Annotated in this window: 19 protein-coding genes and 2 tRNA genes; 14 read left to right on the top strand and 7 right to left on the bottom strand. The window is 66.6% G+C overall.

Going from position 1 to position 20,705, the window contains the following annotated elements:
• Nucleotides 1-558: 558 nt before the first annotated feature.
• The 4 genes from KHN96_RS18995 to KHN96_RS18980 all read right to left on the bottom strand — a co-directional run bounded on the left by KHN96_RS18995 (nt 559) and on the right by KHN96_RS18980 (nt 3,170).
• Nucleotides 559-633: transfer RNA gene (locus KHN96_RS18995), tRNA-Val, on the bottom strand.
• 73 nt (nt 634-706) lie between these two features.
• On the bottom strand, nt 707-1,432 hold the full coding sequence (gene dnaQ, locus KHN96_RS18990) for a DNA polymerase III subunit epsilon (RefSeq protein ID WP_045787122.1): 726 nt from the start codon (nt 1,430-1,432) through the stop codon (nt 707-709).
• A gap of 23 nt (nt 1,433-1,455) precedes the next feature.
• Nucleotides 1,456-2,322 (bottom strand): formyltetrahydrofolate deformylase, encoded by an 867-nt coding sequence (purU, locus tag KHN96_RS18985; RefSeq protein ID WP_045787123.1) that lies wholly within the window; start codon nt 2,320-2,322, stop codon nt 1,456-1,458.
• 8 nt (nt 2,323-2,330) lie between these two features.
• On the bottom strand, nt 2,331-3,170 hold the full coding sequence (locus KHN96_RS18980; RefSeq protein WP_062738424.1) for an NUDIX hydrolase: 840 nt from the start codon (nt 3,168-3,170) through the stop codon (nt 2,331-2,333).
• A gap of 87 nt (nt 3,171-3,257) precedes the next feature.
• On the opposite strand from KHN96_RS18980, the gene KHN96_RS18975 reads away from it, so the two are divergent.
• Entirely contained in the window at nt 3,258-3,650 is a 393-nt protein-coding gene (locus KHN96_RS18975; protein WP_045787125.1) for a hypothetical protein, read from the top strand.
• A gap of 3 nt (nt 3,651-3,653) precedes the next feature.
• On the opposite strand, the gene KHN96_RS18970 is transcribed toward KHN96_RS18975, so the two are convergent.
• Nucleotides 3,654-4,202 (bottom strand): hypothetical protein, encoded by a 549-nt coding sequence (locus tag KHN96_RS18970; RefSeq protein WP_062738423.1) that lies wholly within the window; start codon nt 4,200-4,202, stop codon nt 3,654-3,656.
• Between the two features lie 263 nt (nt 4,203-4,465).
• Between KHN96_RS18970 and lpxO the strand changes: the two genes are divergently transcribed.
• The 11 genes from lpxO to KHN96_RS18915 all read left to right on the top strand — a co-directional run bounded on the left by lpxO (nt 4,466) and on the right by KHN96_RS18915 (nt 16,978).
• On the top strand, nt 4,466-5,368 hold the full coding sequence (gene lpxO, locus KHN96_RS18965; protein WP_045787127.1) for a lipid A hydroxylase LpxO: 903 nt from the start codon (nt 4,466-4,468) through the stop codon (nt 5,366-5,368).
• 289 nt (nt 5,369-5,657) lie between these two features.
• Nucleotides 5,658-6,263: a BPSL1445 family SYLF domain-containing lipoprotein gene (locus KHN96_RS18960; protein ID WP_045787128.1), complete on the top strand. Its 606-nt coding sequence runs from the start codon at nt 5,658-5,660 to the stop codon at nt 6,261-6,263.
• 233 nt (nt 6,264-6,496) lie between these two features.
• Nucleotides 6,497-7,471: a LysR family transcriptional regulator gene (locus KHN96_RS18955; RefSeq protein ID WP_045787129.1), complete on the top strand. Its 975-nt coding sequence runs from the start codon at nt 6,497-6,499 to the stop codon at nt 7,469-7,471.
• Entirely contained in the window at nt 7,468-8,964 is a 1,497-nt protein-coding gene (locus KHN96_RS18950; protein WP_062738422.1) for a flavin-containing monooxygenase, read from the top strand. The genes KHN96_RS18955 and KHN96_RS18950 overlap by 4 nt, the downstream gene beginning before the upstream one ends.
• The gene (locus KHN96_RS18945) at nt 8,961-9,944 is read left to right on the top strand and encodes an ABC transporter permease (RefSeq protein ID WP_062738421.1); all 984 of its coding nucleotides are present in this window, start codon (nt 8,961-8,963) and stop codon (nt 9,942-9,944) included. The genes KHN96_RS18950 and KHN96_RS18945 overlap by 4 nt, the downstream gene beginning before the upstream one ends.
• Nucleotides 9,941-10,870: an ABC transporter permease gene (locus tag KHN96_RS18940; protein ID WP_037027188.1), complete on the top strand. Its 930-nt coding sequence runs from the start codon at nt 9,941-9,943 to the stop codon at nt 10,868-10,870. The genes KHN96_RS18945 and KHN96_RS18940 overlap by 4 nt, the downstream gene beginning before the upstream one ends.
• The gene (locus KHN96_RS18935; RefSeq protein WP_062738420.1) at nt 10,867-11,868 is read left to right on the top strand and encodes an ABC transporter ATP-binding protein; all 1,002 of its coding nucleotides are present in this window, start codon (nt 10,867-10,869) and stop codon (nt 11,866-11,868) included. The genes KHN96_RS18940 and KHN96_RS18935 overlap by 4 nt, the downstream gene beginning before the upstream one ends.
• Complete coding sequence (locus tag KHN96_RS18930) at nt 11,865-12,866, top strand: ABC transporter ATP-binding protein (RefSeq protein WP_045787134.1); 1,002 nt, start codon at nt 11,865-11,867, stop codon at nt 12,864-12,866. The genes KHN96_RS18935 and KHN96_RS18930 overlap by 4 nt, the downstream gene beginning before the upstream one ends.
• A gap of 49 nt (nt 12,867-12,915) precedes the next feature.
• Complete coding sequence (locus tag KHN96_RS18925) at nt 12,916-14,484, top strand: ABC transporter substrate-binding protein (RefSeq protein ID WP_062738419.1); 1,569 nt, start codon at nt 12,916-12,918, stop codon at nt 14,482-14,484.
• A 5-nt stretch (nt 14,485-14,489) separates the two neighbouring features.
• Complete coding sequence (locus KHN96_RS18920) at nt 14,490-16,391, top strand: acyl-CoA thioester hydrolase/BAAT C-terminal domain-containing protein (RefSeq protein WP_062738418.1); 1,902 nt, start codon at nt 14,490-14,492, stop codon at nt 16,389-16,391.
• Entirely contained in the window at nt 16,388-16,978 is a 591-nt protein-coding gene (locus tag KHN96_RS18915) for a peroxidase-related enzyme (RefSeq protein WP_045787137.1), read from the top strand. Before KHN96_RS18920 ends, KHN96_RS18915 begins: the two co-directional genes overlap by 4 nt.
• 72 nt (nt 16,979-17,050) lie before the next feature.
• Here KHN96_RS18915 and KHN96_RS18910 read toward each other — a convergent pair whose 3' ends face one another.
• Nucleotides 17,051-19,348 carry a xanthine dehydrogenase family protein molybdopterin-binding subunit gene (locus tag KHN96_RS18910; protein ID WP_062738417.1) on the bottom strand — a complete coding sequence of 766 codons (2,298 nt, stop codon included), beginning with the start codon at nt 19,346-19,348 and terminating at the stop codon, nt 17,051-17,053.
• A complete protein-coding gene (locus KHN96_RS18905; protein WP_045787139.1) occupies nt 19,345-19,812 on the bottom strand; it encodes a (2Fe-2S)-binding protein in 468 nt (155 codons plus the stop codon). Before KHN96_RS18905 ends, KHN96_RS18910 begins: the two co-directional genes overlap by 4 nt.
• 176 nt (nt 19,813-19,988) lie before the next feature.
• Between KHN96_RS18905 and KHN96_RS18900 the strand changes: the two genes are divergently transcribed.
• Nucleotides 19,989-20,079 (top strand) — tRNA-Ser (locus tag KHN96_RS18900).
• Between the two features lie 144 nt (nt 20,080-20,223).
• Nucleotides 20,224-20,705: Arm DNA-binding domain-containing protein (locus tag KHN96_RS18895; RefSeq protein WP_211888731.1), on the top strand; the 482-nt coding region annotated here is incomplete at its 3' end.

The following is a 20,705-nucleotide window of genomic DNA, read 5'->3' as shown; positions in this document are numbered from 1 at the left end:
CGAATCGCCCGTGAGCACAAGAACGGTTGAGAACCCAAAGCGGTGCACAGCCAATCGTTGCCGCGTTAGCGCTCTGCACCCTGCAGTGCCAAATCCCTCTGCATGGCCTATCGGCGCCAACGCCACAGCGGACAGGCACCCCGAGTCCAGCAGAAACCATACCCACGATGTCTTCGGTGCGCCCCGTGCAATTGGTACGTAACCGGTCTGCGCGAGTTCCCAGTCTGGGGGGCCGGCCCGCATGGGGATATCCCTGCGTTCGTTGTTCGACGCCGTCGTGATATGGCCAGGGTGGGCGGCGGGCTTTCCCCGTTGCGGCGAAAGCCTTCTCGCCGTCGCGCAACAGCGCATTGTTCAAAACAGAGCGCGCAGGATTGAACCGGCTGGAGCGAGCCGGCAACCGTCGAGACGGCCGACACCGGCATGGCGGGGTTGTCGTTTTTTTGCGCAGGAAAGGAAGTTTTGCCACGCAAGGCGTTGGGCAATTCCGGTGCGGACACAAAGAAAAAGGCCCTCGGCGATTGCCTGAGGGCCTTTTAGGGCGATTTCTCGCCAATTTGGTGGGTGGTACAGGGATTGAACCTGTGACCCCTGCCGTGTGAAGGCAGTGCTCTACCGCTGAGCTAACCACCCGAATGCGGTGAAAACGAGATTATGGCGAAAAGCCGCGATCGTGTAAAGACCCCGACCGCACTTTTTTCGAGCATCACGCGGCAGGCGCCGCGTCTTGCATCTCCCGCGCCCACACCGTCTTGCCGCCGCTGGCCTTGTCGATGTCCTTGAGCACCCCGGCGTGGGCTTCCATCTCGGCTTCCGTGGCGAGCAGCACGGGCAGCTGCAGCGCGCTCAGGTCGACGGCCACCGCCTCGGCCAGGGCGCCCTCGCCCGTCTCGAGCATGTCGATGACGAGCGTGTTCTGGCCGCGCGTCATCGCCAGATAGACCTCGGCCAGCAGCTCGGCATCGAGCAAGGCGCCGTGCAAGGTGCGGTGCGCGTTGCTCACGCCAAGCCGGTCGCACAGGGCGTCGAGCGAGTTGCGCTTGCCGGGAAACATCCGGCGCGCTTCGAGCAGGGTGTCGATATGGCCCGACAGGTGCTCGCGGAACGTCGGCAGGCCCAGGCGCTGGAATTCCATGTCGAGGAAGCCCAGGTCGAACGCGGCGTTGTGGATGATGGCCTCGGCGCCCTGCACGTAATCGCGGATCTCGTCGACGACTTCTGCAAACTTCGGCTTGTCGGCCACGAACTCGTTGGTGATGCCGTGCACCGCCATCGCCCCGGCGTCGATTTCGCGCTCCGGGTTGATGTAGAAGTGCAGATTGCGGCCGGTGAGGCGCCGGTTGACCATTTCCACGCAGCCGATTTCGATCACGCGGTCGCCGGTGGCGGCGTTCAGGCCGGTGGTTTCGGTATCGAGAACGATCTGTCGCATCGCGCTTCCCTACTGAGGCTGGATTACTTGAAGACGACGGTCTTGTGGCCGTTGAGCAGGATGCGATGTTCCGCATGCCACTTGACGGCGCGCGCCAGCGCCACGCATTCCACGTCGCGGCCGACGGCGGTGAGCTGCTCCGGGTCCATGCTGTGGTCCACGCGCTCGATCTCCTGCTCGATGATCGGGCCTTCGTCCAGGTCGGCCGTGACGTAGTGCGCCGTCGCGCCGATCAGCTTCACGCCACGTTCGTGCGCCTGGTAATACGGCTTGGCACCCTTGAAGCTGGGGAGGAACGAGTGGTGGATGTTGATGGCGCGGCCTTCGAGCTTGCGGCACAGATCGTCCGAGAGGATCTGCATGTAGCGCGCAAGCACAACCAGGTCGATCTGCTGCTCCTGGGCGATTTCCCAGATGCGGGCTTCCTGCTGCGCCTTCTGGGCGTCAGTGGCCTTGAGCAGCGGCAGGTGCATGAACGGCACGTCGTACGACGCGGCGAGCTGGTAGAAATCGCGGTGGTTCGAGACGATGGCGGCGATCTCGATCGGCAGCTGGCCGGCCCGCGCCCGGAACAGCAGGTCGTTCAGGCAGTGGCCGATCTTCGAGACGAGGATCATCACGCGCGGCTTGATGGCGGCGTCGAACATGCCCCACTGCATCGAGAAGCGGTCGCCGATGGGCGCAAAGCGCTCGCGCAGCGTCGCGAGGTCGAGCGGCTGGCCCTGCGGAGCGAAATGGACGCGCATGAAAAAGCGGCCCGTGAACTCGTCGCCGAACTGGTCCGAATCGAGAATATTGCAGCCCTGCTCGAACAGCAGGCCCGATACGGCGTGGACGATGCCAGGCTGGTCCGGGCAAGACAGGGTGAGAATGAAACCGGAGTGACTCATCAATCGTCTTACGTATTGTTGTCGGGCGCGAACCGTTGCGGTTCCAGGCGCGCCAGGGCGTCGAGGGTGACGAGCGTGGCGTCCACCGTCATCGCGCAGTCCGCCATGATATCAAGCGCCGCGTCGGGGCTGGCGCGCAGGTGGCCCGCGACCTCGCCGTCCTGGTTGGCGGGGATGAAGTCGGGGGGCAACGTCAGGTCAAAAGCGAACAGCGTTTCGTTCTGGATGCCTTCCGGCACTTCGCGCAACACGTCGAGCGTGCCGCGCGCAACGAGCCGCGCCGACAGTTGGGCGCCGATGCCGGCCTCTTCCCAGCACTCCTTCTCCAGCGCGCCGCGTGCGTCGAAACCGTAGCCGATGCCACCGGCGACGAGGTTGTCCCACATGCCGGGGTCGATCGGCTTGGTGTCGGCGCGGCGCGCCAGCCAGAACATCGCCTGCGCGCCGTCGATCAGGCCATTCATGTGCGCCGCGTACGTGCGTATCCCAAAGAATCGCGCTGCGGCCCGCTCCATCAGCGCGAGCGCGGGCGTTCCCCAGCCCGTGTCCACGGGGAAGCGCTCGTCGCGCCAGCCGCGCACGTGGCCATCTTCGGCCAAGCGCCTGATGACCTCGTCCAGGGCGGCAGTACGGGCGGGTTCGCTCGCCAGGGAGTCCGCCAGGTCGACGCGCGATGCGCCCACCTCGAACCATCGCGGCCAGCGCGCAAGCAGCGCGGCACGTTCGCGGCTGAGCCAGCCGACCGGTTGGCCAGCCACCATCCACGGGACCAGCGCATCGGCGTCAAAAGCGCTGCGGACGGCCAGCCCTTCGGCCACGCGCCTCACGCGCGGGTCGCGCGCGTGCATTGCACGCTCTGCGCCGCGCCATAATGTGTTGTTCCTGCGCGATAATGCGCCGTTCATACAAGCCGTCATCAGACTGGAGAAACAAGGATGGATGAAATCGACGAGCTGTCGGATCTGCCGACCCCGCGCTTTATCTGGGGGTTCGCCATTGCCGTCACACCGTCCGGCGAAGTGTCGCACGATGAGTTCGAATACCTGACCCACACCCGCGCGCCGCGCTTTACGTGCCGCGTGGTCGAACTCGAAGACGCCCCCGCCGAGCCGGAAGACGACGCCGGTATCGACGGCCGGATCGTCCACTTCGACAACCCGAAGCGCATGTTCTACATCACCGATCTGGGCCTGGCGCTGATGAACTTCACGCTGTTCGACAAGGTGGACAGCAAGGCCAAGCTGAAGAAAGCCTGCGACGAGGCGATCGCCGACTGGCTGGCCCGCCGCGAATTCCTCGACTCCGAGCCGGACGACGACGAGGAATGACGCCTAGGCCTGGCCGTCTGCGCTGTCGTCTTCGGCAAAGCGCAGATCGGTCAGGCGCACATCGGCGTAGGAGCGCCCGGCGTCGAGCAACGCCGCAACCCGCGCCTTCACCCGCTCCTTCTGCGCCCGCAACGCGCGAGGCGGCACCGCCGGATCCTGTCCGGTGTAATGCAGATACAGCATCTTGTAGGTGAGCTGGCTCACCATCCACTGCCGCAGCACGCGGCGCCGGCCGGCCTGGTCGGCCTCCAGCGCATCGATCTGCCCAAGCAACGTGGAAAATGCCCGCGCCAGTTGCGCGGCGTCCTGCGGCTCGCCCGCCATGCACCGCTCGGCCACGGCGCGCGCCTCGGCGGGCTGCATGGCGTCGGCCTCGATGAAGCGCTCGGCGGCGGGACCAGCGGCGGGCCCTCGGCTCGCCAGCCGTGCGGACACGGCAGACAGCACTTCCTGCGCACGGCGGATGGACGCCTCCAGCGAATCCGCGCCGCCCGCTGCAATGCCAGCGCGCGGCATTTCAGTGGGTGCTTCCGAGCATTTCTTCGCGTCCATGGCTGCCTCCGGTATCCGCCCCAGCCTTTGGATGGATGGGGTGCGTGCCGGATTGTAGAACGCGGCGCACATTTGTCGACAAATCTACACACTAACTTCCTATTGCGAAGACCGCGCAAACGGTAAGGCTGCGTCACAAAACCGGGCACCAGTGTTGGCCGCCATCCACGCGAAGGCGGCGCGCCGCGGGTAAAATGGCGGATTGCGCAGCCAGCGCCTGCATTTCAATTGCTGACCGCCTTTTGCGCGGCAAGGAAACCGTCTTGATCAAGTGGATGATCGTGGCCCTCTACCTGGGCTCCATTCTGTATGTGCATTTTCGCGGCAAGGTGCGCCTGAAGTTCTGGCGCCAGATGTTCGACCACTCGGCCGTGGTCGCGCCGGTCAACTGCTTCATGTATGCGTTCTCGGGCGTGCCCCAGACGCCGTACGTGCCGGTGGAACGTTTTCCGGATCTGGAAAGGCTGCAAGCCGCATGGCCGCAGATCCGCGATGAGGGTCTCGCGCTCATCAACCTGCGCAAGATCAAGGCGGCCGAAAAGAACGACGACGCAGGCTTCAACTCGTTTTTCAAGAATGGCTGGAAGCGCTTCTACCTGAAGTGGTACGAGGCGAGCCACCCATCGGCCGAGCAACTGTGCCCCAAGACGGTCGCCCTGCTGCGCGAGCTGCCGAGCGTGAAGGCCGCGATGTTTGCCGAGTTGCCCCCCGGCGGCAAGCTGAACCCGCACCGCGACCCGTTTGCCGGCTCACTGCGCTATCACCTCGGCCTCGCCACGCCCAACGACGACCGCTGCTTCATCGAGGTGGATGGCCAGCGCCACAGCTGGCGCGACGGCCAGGGCGTGGTCTTCGACGAGACCTTCCTCCACTGGGCGGAGAACGGCTCCGACAAGGACCGCCTGATCCTCTTCTGCGACATCGAACGGCCGATGAAGTACGGCTGGGCGCAGCGCATCAACAAGTGGCTGGGCCGCAAGGTCATGACAGCCGCCAGCTCGCCCAACGACGAGGGCGACCAGACCGGCGGCATCAACAAGCTGTTCCGTTACGTCTGGGTGATGGGCCAATACCGCCGCCGCTTCAAGGCGTGGAACCGCAAGGTCTACTACGTGGTGAAGTTCGGCCTCATCATTGGCGTGGCAGCGTTGATCATCTGGCTCTGACCGATCCCGCAGCGGCAAAACCCAGGAACCGGCCTCGCGCCGGTTTTTTGTTGGCGCTCGCCTCTGCGCGGCTTTCTTGTTGGCGCAAGCCTGTACGAAAAAAGCGCTACCGGCGGCACAAATCTCGCCTAATGTCAGGAACTGAGCGCCCCGGTATTGATCCGATATGGCGGGCACGCCGCTTGCTCCCTCGTGGTTGACACCGTTGCCCATGGCTTGGGCCCCGGTTATCGCCGGGATGCGCGTGGCTGTATCCCCTCCTTCAACTGAGACAGAGAGAACGATCGCCATGAAAAAGAACTTCATCAGCCGCCGTACCGCTGCCACTCTCGCTGCCGCCGCCCTGCTGGGCACCCAGATCGCGGCCTGTACCACCACGAGCCCGAATGCGCAGGGCTCTGACGTCATGACGTCGACGAACAAACACGCCACCACCAACTCGCAGGCAGATTCGGTGCTCTCGCGCCTGTACACCACAGCCAATGGCTCGCGCGACCTGGTTTCGCGCGCCAAGGGCGTGCTCGTGTTCCCGTCGGTGCTCAACGCCGGCTTCGTGGTCGGCGGCCAGTACGGCGAAGGCGTACTGCGCACGAGCGGCGGCCGTCCGCTGGGCTACTACAACATCGCCTCGGCGTCCGTCGGCTTCCAGGCCGGTGCCCAGTCGCGCGCGCTCATCATCCTCTTCATGACGGACGAGGCGCTGCGCAAATTCCAGGAAAGCAATGGCTGGACGGCCGGCGTGGACGCGACCGTGGCGCTGGCCAAGATCGGCGCTAATGGCGCGGTGGACACCAACACGGTTCAGCAGCCGGTCATCGGCTTCAACCTGACCAATGCCGGCCTGATGGCAGGTGCGTCCATCGAGGGTACGAAGATCACCAAGCAGAACAACTGATCTGCGACTGTCTTGCTGCACAAGCCGCCGTCTTGCACGGCGGTTTTTTTTGCCCTCCCGGGGGGGACGGCTCTCTCTGGGATGGCACACACCCTGGGGCAACCGGGCCGCCCGCCAGGTATAGCGGCCGCCACGCAAAACGCATGAGTACATAAGAAAATACTATTTGGAATCCGCATACTGCCTCTACCAGAATGCACAGACCACATGCATGACGGCGATCAACCCGGCACATGGAACTCCGACAACTCGAGGCATTTGCGGCCGTCATGTCGACGGGTAGCGTGACGGCGGCCGGCAGACTGCTGGGCCGATCGCAGCCCGCCATCAGCCGGCTCATCCAGGATCTGGAAGCCGAGATCGGCTACGCCCTTTTCACCCGCGCTGGGCCGCGCGTGTCGCCGACCGAGGAGGGCTTCCTGCTGTACGAAGACGTTGAGCACACGCTCATCAGCCTGCGGCAGATCCGCACCCGCGCCGAAGAGATCGCCCGCGGCGAGCCCCGCCCGCTACGGCTGGCGGCCACCTCTGCGCTGGCGGCGGGCTTGCTGCCTGCGGCGCTGGCGGACGACCGTGAGCTGGCCCAGCATGTCCAGATCCGCAGCGCCTCGCCGGAACAGGTGGTGCACGCGGTGCTGACCGGCGCGGCGGATCTCGGCATCAGCAGCCTGCCGCTGGAGCATCGCGGTGTCACCGTGCATTGGATTGGCGAAGCCGCCTGCGTTGCCGCCCTCCATCAGACCGACCCGCTTGCCCAGGCACAGCGCGTGGCGCTGGCGGATTGCGCGGGCCGCCGCATTGTGACCATGCACAACCCGTACCGGCTGCGCCGCCGGCTCGATCAGGCGCTGGCGCAGGCCGGCGTGGTACCGGCTTCGCTGATTGAAACCAATGCCTCGCTCAACGCCCTGACTGCCGTCCGCGCGGGGCTGGGCGTGGGGCTGCTGGAACCTGTCACGGCGTATGGCGTGCCCGTCGAAGGCGTGACGGTCCGCCCCATCGATGCCGATATCCCGTTCTTCTTCGGCGTGATCACACCCGAGGCGAAGCGCCCCATGCCCGCCGTCACGTGGCTGATCGACGCCCTCTCACGCGCCGCGCAGCGGCTGCTGCCGGATTGCAAGCTGCACGACCCCGCACGCCACGCCAGCATGCTGCAGGTGCTGTACGGGGAACCCCTTAACGAAACCGAAGGCGCGTCCGCATGACCGCTCTGCAACCCGACAACGCGCCGCACGCCCCCGGGCTGGCGGCGCTGGAAGCCCGTTTGCGCCAGGACCTCGCCTGGCTTGAACTGCCTGCAAAGGCGTGGACCCTGCCACATACCGTCAATGGCGAGCCGGTGCTCGATGTCGCCGTCATCGGGGGCGGCATGGCCGGCCTCGCGGCGGCGGCATCGCTCAAGCACCTTGGCGTGGGCGCGGTGGTGTTCGACCGCTCCCCTGCCGGCTTTGAAGGCCCGTGGGCGACCACAGCGCGCATGGAGACACTGCGCTCACCGAAGCAGCTGACCGGCCCGGCGCTCGGCTTGCCCGCGTTGACCTTCCGCGCGTGGTTCGAAGCGCAGTTCGGTACCGACGCATGGGAAGCGCTCGACAAGATCCCGCGCCTGCAGTGGATGGACTACCTGCGCTGGTACCGCCGCGTGCTGCAGCTCGAGGTTCGCAACGCGCACCACGTCAAGGCGATTCATCCGCGCGAGGACGCCGTCGAGCTGCTCATCGACGCGCCCGACCAGCCGACGCAGCGCATCTATGCGCGCCGCGTGGTCCTGGCGACAGGCCGTGATGGCCTCGGCGGCCCGTCGGTGCCGGAATTCGCGCGTGCGCTGCCGCGCCACCGGTGGGCGCACTCGTCCGACGAGATGGATTACGGCACGCTGGCCGGCAAGCGCGTCGGCGTCGTCGGCGCAGGGGCCTCGGCCATGGACTCGGCCGCGACGGCGCTCGAAGCGGGCGCGGCCAGTGTCGACCTGCTCATCCGGCGTCCCGACCTGCCCCGCGTCAACAAGGGCAAGGGCGCGGGCAGCCCCGGCCTGGTGCACGGGCATCTGCACCTGCCCGACGCCTGGAAATGGCGCATCCGCCATTACATCAACGTGGAGCAGGTGCCGCCGCCGCGCGGCAGCACGCTGCGCGTGTCGCGACACCCGAATGCGCGTTTCAACCTCGGTTGCGGCATCCTTCGTGTGGAGGAGCGCGATGGCGCGCTCCACGTGATGACGAGCAAAGGCATGTTCGAACTGGATTTCCTGATCTTTTCGACGGGTTTTCGCACGGACTGGGCGGCCCGGCCCGAATTCAGCACCCTCGCGCCGCACGTGCGCCAGTGGCGCGATCGCTACACGCCGCAGCCCGGCGAGGAGGACGCAGAGCTGGCCGACTCGCCTGACCTGGGCCACGCCTTCGAATTCCTCGAGAAAACGCCCGGCGCGCTGCCCGGCCTGTCGCGGGTGCATTGCTTCTGCTATCCGGCATCCGTCACGCACGGCAGCGTCTCGGGCGACATCCCGGCCATCAGCGAGGGCGCGAAACGGCTGGCGCAGGGCATTGCCGGCCTGCTCTACCGCGAAGACATCGAAGCCCATTACGCCGCCATCCAGGCTTATGCCGAACCCGAGATCTTTGGCGATGAATGGACGCCTGCCCCACCGCCCGGCGTGCAGGCCCAGGCTGCATCCACCCAGGAGGCCGCACGATGACCGCCTGGCTGATCCGCCGCATCGGTCAGGCGCTGGTGGTCGTGCTGGTGATGACGGTGATCGTCTTCATCGGCCTGCACGCCATCGGCAACCCGGTCGACATCCTGATCGGCCAGGACGTGGACCAGATCGACCGCGCCCGCATCATTGCCGAGCTGGGTCTGGACAAGCCGCTATGGGAGCAGTACCTCGCGTTCCTGAACGGCGCGCTGCACGGCAACCTGGGCAAGAGCTTCGTCTACAACGAACCGGCCATCCAGCTGATCCTGCAACGCCTGCCGGCCACGCTGGAGCTGGCGTTTTCTGCACTGATCATCGCGGTGGTGGTCGGCGTGCCGCTGGGGCTGTTCGCGGGGCTGTACCCGCGCCATCCGGTGTCGCGCCTGCTCATGACGGGCAGCGTGGTGGGATTCTCATTGCCGACGTTCTGGGTGGGCCTGATGCTGATCATGGCCTTCAGTGTGAGCCTGGGCTGGCTGCCCGCCAGCGGACGCGGCGAAACCGCGCGCCTGTTCGGCATCGAATGGTCGTGGCTGACGGTCGATGGCCTGCGGCATCTCGTGCTGCCGGCGGTCAACCTGTCACTGTTCAAGCTCTCGCTGGTGCTGCGGCTGACGTCTGCGGGCGTGCGCGAGGTGCTGCCGCAGGACTTTGTGAAGTTCGCGCGGGCCAAGGGCCTGTCGCCGCTGCGTGTGGTGCTCGCGCACGTGCTGCGCAACACGCTGATCCCCCTGGTGACGGTGCTGGGGCTGGAGCTCGGCTCGACCATCGCCTTTGCGGTGGTGACGGAAAGCATCTTCGCGTGGCCCGGCGCGGGCAAGCTGATCCTCGATAGCATCAACTCGCTGGACCGGCCGGTCATCGTTTCCTACCTCATCGTCGTGGTGTGCCTGTTCGTGTCGCTCAACCTGATCGTCGACATCCTGTATCGGCTGCTGGACCCGCGCGTGCGTGCGGCGGACAGCGCGGAGGCTGCATGATGAATACAACTCCGCAACCCACCACCGCAGCGGCGGTTGCCGCCCCGCGCAAGCAATCGCCGTGGCGCCGCGTGGTGTCCGATTTTCTGGCATCCAAGACCGCCGTCTTTGGGCTCGTGGTGGTCGTGATCCTGATGCTCGCCGCGCTGGCCGCACCGTGGATCACCCCGCAGAACCCGTACGACCTGATGCAGCTCGACGTGCTGGACTCGCGCCTGCCGCCAGGTTCGCCGAATGGCCTCGGGACATTTACGTACTGGCTCGGCACCGATGGCCAGGGGCGTGATCTGTATTCCGGCATCCTCTATGGCCTGCGCATCAGCCTGGGCGTGGGGATCGGTTCGGCAGCCGTGGCGGCGGTGATCGGCACGCTGCTCGGCCTGATTGCAGCGTATGCCGGCGGCCGCGTCGACAGCATCATCATGCGCACGGTCGATCTGCTGCTGTCGTTCCCGTCGGTGCTGGTGGCGATGATGATCCTCGCTTATCTCGGCAAGAGCATCACGAATGTCGTGCTGACCCTCGTGCTGCTGGAGTGGGCGTATTACGCGCGGACGGTGCGCGGCCAAGCGCTCGTTGAGCGTCGGCGCGAATACGTGGAAGCCGCCCGCTCGCTAGCCCTGCCCGGCTGGCGCATTGCGCTCAGGCACATCCTGCCGAACTGCCTGCCGCCGCTGATCGTCGTGGGCACGCTGCAGGTGGCGCGCGCGATCACGCTGGAGGCAACGCTGTCCTTCCTGGGCCTGGGCGTGCCGATTACCGAGCCGTCTCTGGGCCTGCTGATTTCCAACGGATACCAATACATGCTGTCTGGCCAGTACTGGATCAGTTTCTATCCGGGCATCGCGCTGTTGCTGGCGCTGGTGGCCATCAACCTGGTGGGCGACCGCCTGCGTGAAGTGCTGAACCCGAGGACGCAACGATGACGTCCACCAACGCGACCACCCTCGAAGTCCGCAACCTCCGCACGCATTTCTTCACGCGCGAAGGCGTGCTGCCGGCCGTGGACGACGTGTCGTTCTCGCTCGCGCGCGGGCGCATCCTCGGGCTGGTGGGCGAATCCGGCTCAGGCAAGTCCGTCACCGGGTTCTCGATCATGGGTCTGGTGGACCCGCCCGGCCGCGTCGTCGGCGGGGAGATCCTCTACCAGGGCCGCGACCTCACCAAGTTGCCCCCGCGTGAATTGCGCAAGCTGCAGGGCAACCGCATCGCCATGGTCTTCCAGGACCCGATGATGACGCTCAACCCCGTGCTGCGCATCGATGCCCAGATGATCGAAGCCGTGCGCGCGCACAGCAGCATGAGCCACAAACAGGCGTGGGACCATGCGCGGGACACGCTCGGTCTGATGGGCATTCCGAGCCCCGAAGAACGGCTGCGTGCCTATCCGCATCAGCTTTCGGGCGGCATGCGCCAGCGCGTGGCGATTGCCATTGCGATGCTGCATCGGCCGGACCTGATCATTGCCGACGAACCGACCACGGCGCTGGACGTGACCATCCAGGCGCAGATCCTGTCCGAAGTGCAGAAGCTCGCGCGCATGCACGGCACGGCGCTGATCTGGATCACGCATGACCTGTCTGTCGTGGCCGGGCTGGCCGACGAGGTGGCCGTGATGTACGCCGGCCGCATCGTCGAACACGGCCCGGTTGATGCGGTGCTCGATGCCCCGCTGCACCCCTACACCATGGGCCTGATCGACAGCCTGCCCAGCGAGAACCGTCGCGGCCAGCGCCTGCGCCAGATTCCCGGCATGACACCGAACCTGCTGTCGTTGCCCGCGGGCTGCGCGTTTGCGGCGCGCTGCCCGCGTGCCACCGAGGTCTGCGGCGTACGCCCCGACATCACGCAGCCAATACCCGACCGCCTCGTGCGTTGCTTCCACCCGGGCGCGCAGCACGCTTCCTCGCGGGAGGTCGCATGAGCACGCCGCTCGTCGAACTCAAACAGGTCAGCAAACGCTTTGGCGACCGTAAAGTCGGCGTGGCCGATCGCGTTCTGCAGCGCGCCGGCCTGGCGCATCCGCCTGCGATCGTTCGTGCGGTCGATGGCGTCGACCTCGCGATCCAGCCCGGTGAAGTCGTCGGCCTCGTCGGCGAATCGGGCTGCGGCAAATCCACGCTCGGCCGGATTGCTGCGGGCCTGATGCCGCCCTCGGCCGGCGAGGTGCGCGTGGACGGAAAGGCTGTGGACACGCTCTCCGCCGAGGAAGCCCGCGCGGCCCGCCTGAAGATCCAGATGATCTTCCAGGACCCGTATGCGAGCCTCAACCCGCGCCTGCGCGTGGAAGAGATCGTCGGCGAGGCGGCACGCGTGCACGGCCTGACCGACCGCGCCAACTTTGCCGATTACGTGGCTGCGCAGATGCAGCGCGCGGGCCTGGACCCCGCTCTGCGCGACCGCTATCCGCATCAGTTCAGCGGCGGCCAGCGGCAGCGCATCGGCATTGCGCGCGCGCTGGCGGTGCAGCCGTCGATGCTCGTCTGCGACGAGGCGGTGGCCGCGCTGGACGTGTCGATCCAGGCGCAGATCCTGAACCTGTTCATGGACCTGCGCGAGCAACTCAACCTGACCTACCTGTTCATCAGCCACGACCTGGGCGTGGTGGAACACCTGTCGGACAGGGTGGTGATCATGTACCTCGGCCGCGTGGTGGAATCGGCCCCCGCGGAGGAAGTCTTCCGCCGCCCAAATCATCCTTACACGCAGACCTTGCTGGCGGAAATCCCGCGCCTGTCGGCCCGGCACAAGACGTTTACCGCCATTCAAGGCGAGATGCCGAGCCCGCTGCACCCGCCGACCGGCTGCCATTTCCATCCGCGCTGCCCGCACGCCATGCCCCGCTGCAAGACCGAAACGCCGACGCTGCGCGGCATTGCGGTCAACCACGTCAGCGCGTGCCATCTGAACGACGCGACCTGAACGATATTCAATAAGCCAACGATTCCAAAAACAGGAAAAGGGAACCCACGTGAAACGCCTCCTAGCCTCGTCGCTTGCTGTAGCGCTGTTTGCCGCTGCCGGCGCTGTCAGCGCGCAGACGCTGAACATCGCCTTTGCCGATCCGCTGTCGTCGCTCGACCCGCAGTTGAACAACCACGCCGGCGACCGCTCCGTCGACGTGCATTTCTGGGATCTGCTCGTCGAAAACAAGTGGAACAAGCTGCAGCCCGGCCTGGCGCTGTCGTGGAAGACGCTGGATCCGAAGACGTGGGAATTCAAGCTGCGCCCGAACGTGAAATGGCACGACGGCCAGCCGTTCACGGCCGATGACGTCATCTTCTCGTACCAGCGCGCGCGCAGCGTTCCGGGCAGCGTGGCAACGTTCGCGGGCTATCTGCGCACGGTGGAGTCGGTCACGGCCAAGGACCCGCTGACGCTCATCATCAAGACGAACATCCCCAACCCCGACCTGCCGCTGAACCTCGCATCCGTGCACATCGTCAGCAAGCATGTGGGCGAAAAATCGTCCACCGAGGACTACAACGCCGGCCGCGCCGTGGTGGGTACGGGCCCGTACAAGTTTGTCTCGTATGTGCCGGGCGACCGCGTGGTGATGGCGCGCAACGACAACTACTGGGGCGGCAAGCAGCTCTGGGAGAAGGTCAACTACCGCTACATAAACAATGCTGCCGCGCGTACGGCCAACCTGCTCTCGGGCGAGGTGGATGTGATCGACAAGGTGTCTGTGTCGGACCTGGCGCGCCTGCGCCAGTCGCCCAACGTGAAGGTGTTCGCCTACCCCGGCCTGCGCGTGATGCTGCTGCAGCCGAGCTTCCGCAAGGGACCGAACGAGTACATCACCGGCAACGACGGCAAGCCGCTGCCGAACAATCCGCTGCTTGACGTGCGCGTGCGCCGCGCGCTGTCGCTGGCGATCGACCGCAAGGCCATCGTCGATCGCATCCTGCAAGGTGCCGCCACCGTCGCCAACCAGTGGATGCCGTCGGACACGTACGGCTATAACCCCGACGTGAAGGACATTCCGTATGACCCCGCACAGGCGAAGAAGCTGCTGGCCGAGGCGGGCTTTCCGCAGGGCTTCAACCTCGTGATGCACGTGCCGAACGACCGCTACCCGCAAGGCCCGGAAACCGCGCAGGCGGTGGCGCAGTTCTGGACGCGCATCGGCGTGAAGGCGCGCGTGGAGGTGGTGCCCTGGTCGGTCTACTCGGGCCGCGCCAACAAGAATGAGTACGCGATGAGCATGCTGGCATGGGGCAACGGCACCGGGGAGGCAAGCTATGCGCTGGTCAACGTGCTGGCCACCGTCGACACCAAGAAAGGCCTGGGCGCCTCCAACTGGGGCCACTACAGCAACCCGGCCGTCGACAACGCACTGAACGCCTCCACCGAGGAATTCAACGTCGAGAAGCGCGCGGCCATCCTGCGCCACTCGGTCAAGCTGGTGTCCGACGACGTGGGCGTGGTGCCGCTGTACCACTACCAGAATGTCTGGGCCGCCAGGAAGGGCCTGAAAGTGACGCCGATGACGAGCGACCGCACCGCGGCGCAGATGGTCACCAAGGACGGCAAGTAAGCGCCATGGGAACCTTCGCGCTCAGCGTGACGCCGGCGGATGACCTGATCGACGTGTCGCGCCAGATCGTCGTGACGGGGCTGGCGCCGGGCGCGCAGGTCGGCATCGTCGCGCAGACAGCCCGCGGCAACGGCGTGCTGTGGCATGCCCGCGCCGCATTCGTCGCCGATGCGCAGGGCGCGGTCGACCTCACGCGCGACGCGCCCGTCTCCGGCGATTACACCGGCATCAGCGCCATGGGGTTGGTGTGGAGCCAGCGCCCGGAGGACGGCAAGGCGCGTGAGGTGTTTCCGCCGCTGTGCGCCACAGGCTTCGAGCCGCTGACCACCACGCTCACGGCAACGGCCGGTGGCGAGTCGGTCCACACCCGCTTCGTGCAGCGGCTGGCCGCGCCGGGCGTGACACGCCACGAGGTGCGTGCGGCCGACAACGGGGAAGGCCTGGTCGGCACGCTGTACCTGCCCGACCCGTATGCGCATCCGGGCCCGCGCCCCGCCGTGCTGATTCTCAACGGCTCGGGCGGCGGCATGAACGAACCACGTGCGGCGCTGTATGCCTCGCACGGCTACGCAGCCTTCGCGCTGGCGTACTTCAAAGCGCCGGGGCTGTCGGACTACATCTCGAACACGCCGCTGGAGTATTTCGAGCGCGCGCTCGCCTGGCTGCGCAGGCGCGTGCAGCCGCTGCACGACTTCGTTGCCGTGAGCGGCCAGTCGCGCGGCGGCGAGTTGGCATTGCTGCTTGGCGCGACCTTCCCCGAGGCCGTGTCCGCGGTGATCGGCTACGTGCCGGGCGCCGTGGTGCACAGCGGGCAGAACGCCGCCGACCCCGCCGTCGGCCGCGAAGGCCCGACGTGGCTGTATCGCGGCCAGCCGCTGCCGCATCTCTGGGAAGGCAATCGCACCGCCACCTGGGCGCCGTTCGACGAAGGCCCTGCGCCGCATCGGCATGAACGGGCGATCCGCACCGCGCTGCAGGACGCCGATGCCGTGGCACGCGCACGCATCCGCGTCGAACGCACGCGTGGCCCGGTGCTGCTGCTGTCTGCCACCGACGATGGTTCGTGGCCGTCGAGCGACTACTCGCGCATGGTCACCGCCAAGCTCGCCGAGGTACGCCACCCCTACCCCGTCGAGCATTTCGACTACGAAGGCGCGGGCCACGCCATCGTCTTCCCGTACGTGCCGACCACGCAGCTCGTCTATGCGCACCCGGTGTCGGGCCGCATCAGCACGGGTGGCGGCGAGCCGCGTGCCAATGCCCGCGCCGATGCCCAGTCGTGGGCGGCAGTGCTTCGCTTCCTCGCCAGCGCGGTGGCCGCGCGCGGCGCGTCCGTACCTGATTCCCGGAGCCTTTCATCGATGGATTTCACGCCCGATCAAGATGTGGTGGACCAGGTTGCCGGCCTGAACGACGGCAGCGCCACGCACGCGCTGCGCCACACCCGAGAGAAAGTCGCGGCTGCCACGCAAGGCAGCTACGACGCACTGTTCGATGCGGCCTTGCCCGGCCTCACGCTGAGCGAACGGCTGCTCGTGGCGCTCTACGCGTGCCGCCTCACGCCCGCCCCCGAACTGGGCGCCCACTACCGGGCGCGCCTGGCCGATACACCGGTCGACGCAAACGCACTGCAGGCCGTGGACCACGGCGATGTCGACGCGCTTGCCGACACACGTCTGCGTGCGCTCCTCACGTTCACCCGCACTTTGATCGAGCGCCCGATCGAAGGCGATCGCGATGCACTGCTGCGCTTGCCCGCCGCGGGCCTTGCCACCGCAGACGTCGTGACGCTGGCGCAGCTCATCGCCTTCCTGTCGTATCAGACACGGCTGGTCGCCGGCCTGCGCGCGCTGCAGGCACTGAACGGCGCCAGCACCTCCCCCGCTTCCACGGAGACCGCAGCATGACCGAGATCATTCGCGCCCACGGCTTCACCAACGAATCGCTGGAGTGGAAGGCGTGGCTCGATGTGGTCGACCTCGACCGCGCCACGCCCGAGCAGATCGCCGTGCTGGAAGAGAGCCACCCGAAGGCGAAGACGTCGGACTACTACCGGTTTCTCGTTCACCAGCCTGAGATCCTGCGTCAGCGTTCGGCCGCATTCAACGCGATCATGTATGCGCCGGGCGGCCTGTCGCGCGCCGAGCGCGAACTCGCCAGCGCGGTGGTGTCGCGCGTCAACGGCTGCGTGTATTGCGCATCGGTTCACGCGCAGCGCTTCGAGCAGCTTGCCAAGCGCAACGACGTGATCAAGCAGGTCTTTGAAGACCCGCACACCGCCGGCACGAATGCGCGCGAACGGGCCATCGCGCTGTTCTCGATCGATCTGACGCTGCGCCCCGGCGACGTCCGAGCGGAAGACCTGCAGCCGCTCAAGGCCGCCGGGCTGACCGATGCGGAGATTCTCGACCTGATCCACGCCGTCGCCATCTTTGCGTGGGCCAACCGGCTGATGCTGAACCTGGGCGAGCCGGTGTTTCCGGACGCGGCCTGAGCGGTTTCGGCCGCCGCACAAGAAAAAGCCGCAGGTTCGCGCCCGCGGCTTTTTCGTTTTACCGCAGCGGCATCACGCCATTGGCAGTTGCCGCACAGGCTTGCCCGTCAATTGCGCCACGGCGTGCGCCACAGCGGGCGCGATGGGCGGCACGCCGATCTCGCCGACGCCGGTGGGCGCGGCCGCGCTCGGCACGATGTGCGTTTCGATCACGGGCGTCTCGGCCATCTTGAGCACGGGATAGTCTGGGAAGTTCGACTGCACGACCTGCCCGTCCTTGATGTCGATGCGCCCGTACAGCGCCGCCGTCAGGCCGAAGATGACGGCGCTCTCCATCTGCTGCTCGACGATGCGCGGGTTGACCACGGTGCCGCAGTCCACGGCGCACACCACGCGGTGCACGCGCGGCTTGCCGTCCTTGAGCGACACCTCCGCGACCTGCGCCACCACGGAGCCGAAGCTCGGGTGCAGCGCGATGCCGCGTGCTCGCGGGGCACCATCGGCACCCGGCGCGAGCGGCTGCCCCCAACCCGCCGCCTGCGCCGCGGCCTCAAGCACCTTCAACTCGCGCGGATGCGCACGCAGCAGGTCCCGCCGCATCGCCAGCGGATCGAGCCTGGCCACCGCCGCGACCTCGTTGAGGAAGCCCTCCAGGAAGAAGCCGGCATACGAGTGGCCAACGCTGCGCCAGAACCCGATCGGGACCGGCAGATCGACGCTCACGTGCGCGATGTGCTCATGCTCGATCTCGTAGGGCAGATCGAACAGACCCTCGACGGTGTAGCGGTCAATGCCCGCCGATGGCGCACCGAACAGGCGGTCCAGCTCGCCGGCCAGGATGGACTGGCCCGCACTGCGCGAGGCGATCGCCGTGACCTTGCCGTGCTCCACACGGGCCTTGAGCCGTGCGATGGCCTGCGGCCGATAGAAATCATGCCGGATATCGTCCTCGCGCGACCAGATGACCTGCACGGGACGGCCTTCCGTCCTGGTTGCGATGGTCACGGCCTGGCCGACGAAATCCGACTCCAGCCGCCGTCCGAAACCACCACCGATGAACGGGATGTCGATGTGGACCTTGTCGCGGTCCACGCCCGCAGCCCGTGCAGCCACCACCTGCGCAAGCGTCGCGACCTGCGTGGGCGCCCAGAGCTGCACGCCGTCCTTCGTGACCTGGGCGGTGCAGTTCATCGGCTCCATGGTGGCGTGGGCGAGATACGGCGCCGTGTATTCCGCCTCGACGATGATGCCGCCGCCGGTGTTGTCGAAGGCGTTCAGCCCGTCGCCCATTGAGCGATAGGTGAACCCGCCCTTGTCGCTGTTCAGCGCGTTGACGAGTTGCTGCCGGATGCCGGCTGAATCGAGCGCGGCGTGCGGGCCGTTGTCCCACACGGGCTCGACCGCCGCCAGCGCCTGACGCGCCTGCCAGTAGTGGTCGGCCACCACGGCCACCCCCGGCGCCCCGCCCGCCGAGCCTTCGAACGGCATCACATAACGCACGCCCGGCATGGACAAGGCGGCCTTCGATTGAAACGTCTTCAGCTTGCCGCCAAACACCGGGCACATCACGACCGCGGCGTACAGCATGCCGGGTGGCCGCACGTCGATGGAAAAGCGCGCGCTGCCATCGGTCTTCGCCGCAAGGTCGTTGCGCGGCGCCGGCTTGCCGATCCACTGGTATTGCGAAGCAGGTTTCAGCCTGACGCTGGACGGCGCAGAGATGCCCTGCGCCGTCTGTGCCATGCTGCCGAACGTCGCCTGCCTGCCGCCCGGGCCAATGAGTCGGCCATCGCGGATGCTGACCTGTGCAGCCGGCACATTCCATTCGCGTGCAGCCGCTTCGACCAGCGCGGCGCGCGCCGTGGCGGCCGCTTCGCGCACCGGCTGCCAGCCGTCGGCTACGCTGCTGCTGCCGCCGGTGATGATGAGGCCAATCTCCCGCGCAACCTTCGACATCATCCAGGCCAGTGCCCGCGCCCAGGTCTTGTCCTCGCTATCGGGGTGCACCGGCAGCGAGCCGATGCCCATGGCGACCACATTGCCGTAGATGCGCTCCACCGGGGGGCTCTCGATGCTCACGCGCGAGAGCGGAATGTCCAGTTCTTCGGCCGCCAGCATCGACAGTGCGGTGTGGATGCCTTGGCCCATCTCCACGCGCGGCATGGCAAGCACGACGCTGCCGTCCGGCGTGATCTTGATCCAGCCGTTCAGCGCAATTTCGCCGTTGTGCTCGGGGAAGATGCCCGCACCGCCCACGCGGCTGCGCGGTGGCATCACCCCCCAGCCCACCACCAACGCCCCGCCTATGCCCAGCGCACCGAGCAGGAAACGACGGCGCCCTCTGCGCGGCTTCGTTGCGTTGGCGTTCATGCGTGCCCGTCCCGCAACGCCTTGGCGGCACGCTTGATGGCCGCGCGCACGCGCGGGTATGTGCCGCAGCGGCAGATGTTCGTCATGGCGGCGTCGATATCCGCATCGCTGGGGTCGGGCTGGCGCCCAAGCAAGTCAGCCGCGGCCATCAGCATGCCGGACTGGCAGTAGCCGCACTGGGGCACCTGCTCATCCACCCAGGCCTGCTGCAGGGCGTGGCGCTTGCCCTCGCCGCCGGCCAGGCCTTCGATGGTGGTGATTCGCTTGCCGGCCACCGCCGTCACGGGCAAGACGCAGGAGCGCACCGCCGCGCCATCCACATGAACCGTGCAAGCGCCGCAGGCCGCAACGCCGCAGCCGAACTTCGTGCCGGTCAGGTTCAGGTGGTCGCGCAGTACCCATAACAGCGGTGTGGCCGGGTCGCAGTCGACGTTGACCGGCTTGTGGTTGATGTCCAGCTCCATGTGGCGGTGGTCTCCTTGCCTTGGCGTTTTTTTGGCGAAGCGTACGTTCAAACGGCTGGGAGCGGCAATAGTGGTCACCCTCGGTTGCTTGCTGCGCCGGAGAACCGACAGCCTCGTCCAGACCGAGGCATCAGGGGTTGGCTGGCTCGCCCGGTGTGCTACAATCGCGGGCTTCCGGAGAGATGGATGAGTGGTTTAAGTCGCACGCCTGGAAAGCGTGTATAGGTTAATAGCCTATCGGGGGTTCGAATCCCCCTCTCTCCGCCAGGATTCATTCTCAGCGACTCTCGCTGACTCTCAGACGCTCTCGCAATCCCCGCTAAACAGTGGGTTTCGTGGGTAATAGCGTTCTTGCCTCGTCCCAGGGCCTCCCAAATAATCCCACCCTCAATTGTGGGTAGGATTGTGGGTATGGCTTCCTCCAGACAGATACACCGCCTCAATGCTCTGCGCGTCGCCAAATTGCTGACGCCCGGCTACCACGCCGACGGCGGCGGCCTGTATCTCCAGATTTCCCAAAGTGGCTCGCGGTCGTGGATCTACCGCTACTCGCTGGCCAAGCGTGCGCGCGAAATGGGTCTCGGCCCGCTGTCCGCCATCTCCTTGGCCGAAGCCCGGGCCGAGGCCGCCCGCTGCCGCAAGCTGGTGGCATGCGGCATCGACCCCATCGAAGAGCGCAAAGAGCGCCAGCGAGCCGCTGAAGCTACCCCCAATTCCATGCCCTTCCGCGAGGCTGCTCGCACCTACATCGAGTCGCAGCGTGAAGGCTGGAAGAACGCTAAGGAAGGTCTGAACAACCCGCTCTGCCGCCCGGATTGCGGCATCGTGGCGCCGGCCTGGCGTCGCTTTCGAGCCGGATTTCGCCCGTGCAGGGCGGTTTTTGGCGGGTTTCC

Origin of the sequence: Ralstonia mannitolilytica, from assembly GCF_905397375.1 — a bacterium.
GTDB lineage: Bacteria > Pseudomonadota > Gammaproteobacteria > Burkholderiales > Burkholderiaceae > Ralstonia > Ralstonia mannitolilytica.
The sequence above is the reverse complement of the archived record's forward strand: the minus strand, read 5'-3'. Positions and strand labels throughout refer to the sequence as shown.